Annotated in this window: 5 protein-coding genes; 4 read left to right on the top strand and 1 reads right to left on the bottom strand. The window is 37.2% G+C overall.

Going from position 1 to position 3,432, the window contains the following annotated elements; translation table 11 throughout:
* The first annotated feature begins 333 nt into the window (after positions 1-333).
* The 4 genes from MSG95_RS18770 to MSG95_RS18755 all read left to right on the top strand — a co-directional run bounded on the left by MSG95_RS18770 (position 334) and on the right by MSG95_RS18755 (position 2,678).
* Positions 334-726, top strand: coding sequence for a DUF2326 domain-containing protein (locus MSG95_RS18770; RefSeq protein WP_324645225.1), 393 nt, complete (start codon positions 334-336; stop codon positions 724-726).
* A 351-nt stretch (positions 727-1,077) separates the two neighbouring features.
* Complete coding sequence (locus MSG95_RS18765; protein WP_001983336.1) at positions 1,078-1,212, top strand: zinc ribbon-containing protein; 135 nt, start codon at positions 1,078-1,080, stop codon at positions 1,210-1,212.
* A gap of 122 nt (positions 1,213-1,334) precedes the next feature.
* The gene (locus MSG95_RS18760) at positions 1,335-1,910 is read left to right on the top strand and encodes a DUF4126 domain-containing protein (protein ID WP_077165118.1); all 576 of its coding nucleotides are present in this window, start codon (positions 1,335-1,337) and stop codon (positions 1,908-1,910) included.
* A gap of 267 nt (positions 1,911-2,177) precedes the next feature.
* Entirely contained in the window at positions 2,178-2,678 is a 501-nt protein-coding gene (locus MSG95_RS18755; protein ID WP_077165119.1) for an NUDIX hydrolase, read from the top strand.
* 221 nt (positions 2,679-2,899) lie between these two features.
* Here the strand turns inward: MSG95_RS18755 and MSG95_RS18750 are convergent, their stop codons facing one another.
* Positions 2,900-3,244, bottom strand: a complete 345-nt coding sequence (locus tag MSG95_RS18750; RefSeq protein ID WP_077165120.1) for a hypothetical protein — start codon at positions 3,242-3,244, stop codon at positions 2,900-2,902.
* Positions 3,245-3,432: the final 188 nt, after the last annotated feature.

The raw sequence follows: 3,432 nt of genomic DNA, 5'->3' as shown, positions 1-3,432 counted from the left end.
TGAGATTTATTACAATCGGGTCAGAAGACATTCTGCAAATGGCTGGTTAAGCCCTGAAGCCTTTGAGAAGAAATATTTTAAGAATTTAGAGGGATTTGTTGTCCACGATACTGTCTAGGATCACTGAAGAAAGTTTTAAGTACTTCCGATAAACCGGTCGCTTTAATTAATGAACTATTAGAATTATCAATTCAAGAAAAAAAACTTACTGATATCGTCTCATATGCAGAGTTAAAAGGGGATGTTGATTCAAAAGCTATTAGTTTAAAAGATGAGATTGAGCAAAAAATTATTGATTCTTTAGATGAAATTCAAAAAATACTAAACCAATCAATGGCTATGTATATTGATATATTCTATCAGGATCACCCAGCACATCCTACGATAAAACTATTAGAAACGAGTTATGAATTTAATCATAATCAAGATACTGGTACAGGAAAATCACATGCCAATATGATCGCTTTAGATTTTAGTATCTTTGAACATACATATTTACCTGTATTAATTCATGATTTAATTCTATTTAAAAATATTGAAGTCCATGCTTGTGAGCAGATCCTAAAAACTTATCTAAGTTTTGATAAGCAAACATTTATTGCGATTGATGAATTAAAAAAATATAGTGCAGAAATCATTGATTTGGTAAAAAGAGTAACTTTTTTAGAGCTAAGTCCACAACGATTAGCTTTCAAAAAATCATGGAAAAAATTAAAAGCTTCCTAAATTTACTTCCATGATTAAGTTGATAATTTCAATCATAAAAAAAGCCCGACATCCTGTCGGGCTTTTTCGTATTTGGTTGCTAGATATGACTCCTGTCGTATCTCACGTCCTGATGCATGAACCTATTATTGTTGTTTTATGTTCCGGAACATCCTGTTCCTGTATGAACTCATCATAGAAAAAAAGCAGAGGGCAGCCAATCCGCTAAATCCCTAAATCTATGTAAGATAAATCGTACAAATAACATTTTTTGCATTTATGCCATCATCATCGGGCGAAATGGACAATTGACATTCACTTTAAGTGGGTTATATTCCTGTTTAATATCTATACGATTATAGGAATGTAATCATGGTAACAGCAGGCGAAAAACCCGGAACAGGCTTCTATTTCTGTGCTCAGTGTGGTCATAGAGTGTTTTTAGAAATTAACACAGACCCTTTACCACCTTGCACGAAATGCTACTGCACACAATTTAAACGTTAAGAATGAAATAATATTTGCGTTCGCATTTAACAAAAAGCCCTGTCACCCGATGGGGCTTTTTGTTAGTTTAAAAATAAGACTTATATAACAAGACCCGTGATGGGCATGAAAAGGAAACCGTTATGGAAACAATATTGGGTTTATGTATTGGTGTGGGCCTGAGCGCTGCCTGCGGTTTTCGCGTGTTTGTGCCGCTACTGGTCATGAGCATTGCCACCATGATGGGATGGTTTGAGCCATCGAAAGGTTTTGAGTGGTTAGCTTTGCCATCGGTGTGTTTGGCTTTAAGCGTGGCAACGGTGTGTGAAATTGCAGCCTACTATATTCCGTGGGTGGATAATGCCTTAGACACAGTCGCAACTCCTGCGGCGATGATCGCGGGCACGCTTACCACGATGGCTGTGAGTAGTGGAGAAATGTCTCAATTTGCCAGTTGGGCAGCAGCCATTATTGTCGGTGGTGGTACGGCTGGTGTGGTGCAAATGAGTACCGTCGCTGCACGCGGTGTTTCAACTGCAACCACAGGTGGCTTAGGGAATTTTATAGTTGCGACAGGTGAGTGGATTGGAGCAATCTTACTTTCAGTTTCAGCTATGTTAGCGCCTGCGCTTGTGGCAATAGTGGTGCTGATTGCGGTTATTTGGGTGGTACGTTGGATTCGCCATAAAAAGCAAGAACAGGCGCATACCCCGCTATAGGTGAGTATAAATATCAGTTTTAAATAAGCATAAAAAAAAGCCCGACATCCTGTCGGGCTTTCTTGTATTTGGTGATTAGATATGACTCCTGTCGTATCTCACGCTCCTGGTGCTTGAACGTATTATTGTTGTTTTGTGTTCCGGAACATCCTGTTCCTGTATGACTTCATATTAGGAAAAAAGAGGGGTGTCGCCAATCCGCAAAATCCTTAAAAGTTTGTAGGAAAAAACGTACATAGCGAAATGATTTAACTTTTTAAAGTGAATATGAATAATAGCCATCTTGTTGCTTTAAGAAAAAATCGAATGCGTATTAGAAAATCTTCAAGACTATTGGTTATTAATGAAAATCATCAAATCCTATTATTTCAATTCACTCATATAAGTGATGCCTTAGCTGGACAATCCCACTGGGCAACCATAGGCGGAGGACTGGAAGAAGGGGAAACCTTCGAGCAAGCAGCTTGCCGCGAACTTTATGAAGAGTTAGGTGTAGTTAGACAAAATGTAGGCACTCATGTTGCAACACGCAATTTTGAAATGATGCTACCAAGTGCGGAAGTTGTGACTTCTGATGAAAGACTCTTTATTGTTTTTATTAAAAATGAAGAAGTGAACACATCGAACTGGACTGAACAAGAAAAGCTTGTGATTAATAAAAGTCGGTGGTGGACGCTTGATGAACTAAGACAAACTGACGAAATTGTTTATCCAAACAACATTCCTAATATTCTTATAAATAGCCTGCCACAAATTTTTAAACCCTAAATATTCAGATATAAAAAAAGCCCAACATCCTGTTGGGCTTTTTCGTATTTGGGTACTAGATATGACTCCTGTCGTATCTCACGATCCTGATGCATGAACCTATTATTGTTGTTTTGTGTTCCGGAACATCCTGTTCCTATATGACTTCATATTAAGAAAAAAGAGGGGAGTCGCCAATCCGCAAAAACCTTAAAAGTTTGTAGGATAAAACGTACAAGCTACTATTCATCTTGAGGTAAAGGCCAAAGAATATCTTTGTTTTGCTTGAATTTTTTGTACCAATATTGGCTTATCAGCGCTTTGTCATCTTTATCGAAATGATAAACGAATATATCTAAAGCTTCATTTAGGTCGAGGTCATAGCGAAACTTGGCAGTAGCTAAATGATCTTGTATTTCATATAACTGATTAAATATAGGCAAAGAATCTTCATAAGTTAATAATTGAATTTGTTGAAGAAGTTCTTTTATTTGAAGTTCATACGCATCTAAAACTCTTGCCAGATCAATCCTTACATCTCTATAGGTGATAAGTCTTTGCTCAAATTCATCCCATGTGTAGTTCATTCTAATAAATGTTCAAAAGTTGAATGTAAGCACAGCATAACTGGATTGGTTATAAAATTGATCGTAAGCGTCCGCTGAATCCCATACCAATTTTTTAATTCGATTTAGGTTTCCAGCAGTGTGGCAGTAACTCTTCAATCTGGGTCACTTTATGTGTCGGTAGCTTTTTCAGCACATCACTTAAATAG

It is taken from the genome of Acinetobacter sp. IK23, assembly GCF_035615275.1.
Lineage (GTDB): Bacteria > Pseudomonadota > Gammaproteobacteria > Pseudomonadales > Moraxellaceae > Acinetobacter > Acinetobacter seifertii.
The sequence above is the reverse complement of the archived record's forward strand: the minus strand, read 5'-3'. Positions and strand labels throughout refer to the sequence as shown.

Excerpts from the sequence above, each read along its gene's own strand:
- MSG95_RS18770 (WP_324645225.1), top strand. The coding sequence starts at position 334 with ATGGCTATGTATATTGATATATTCTATCAGGATCACCCAGCACATCCT.
- MSG95_RS18765 (WP_001983336.1), top strand. The coding sequence starts at position 1,078 with ATGGTAACAGCAGGCGAAAAACCCGGAACAGGCTTCTATTTCTGTGCT.
- MSG95_RS18760 (WP_077165118.1), top strand. The coding sequence starts at position 1,335 with ATGGAAACAATATTGGGTTTATGTATTGGTGTGGGCCTGAGCGCTGCC.
- MSG95_RS18755 (WP_077165119.1), top strand. The coding sequence starts at position 2,178 with ATGAATAATAGCCATCTTGTTGCTTTAAGAAAAAATCGAATGCGTATT.
- MSG95_RS18750 (WP_077165120.1), bottom strand. The coding sequence starts at position 3,244 with ATGAACTACACATGGGATGAATTTGAGCAAAGACTTATCACCTATAGA.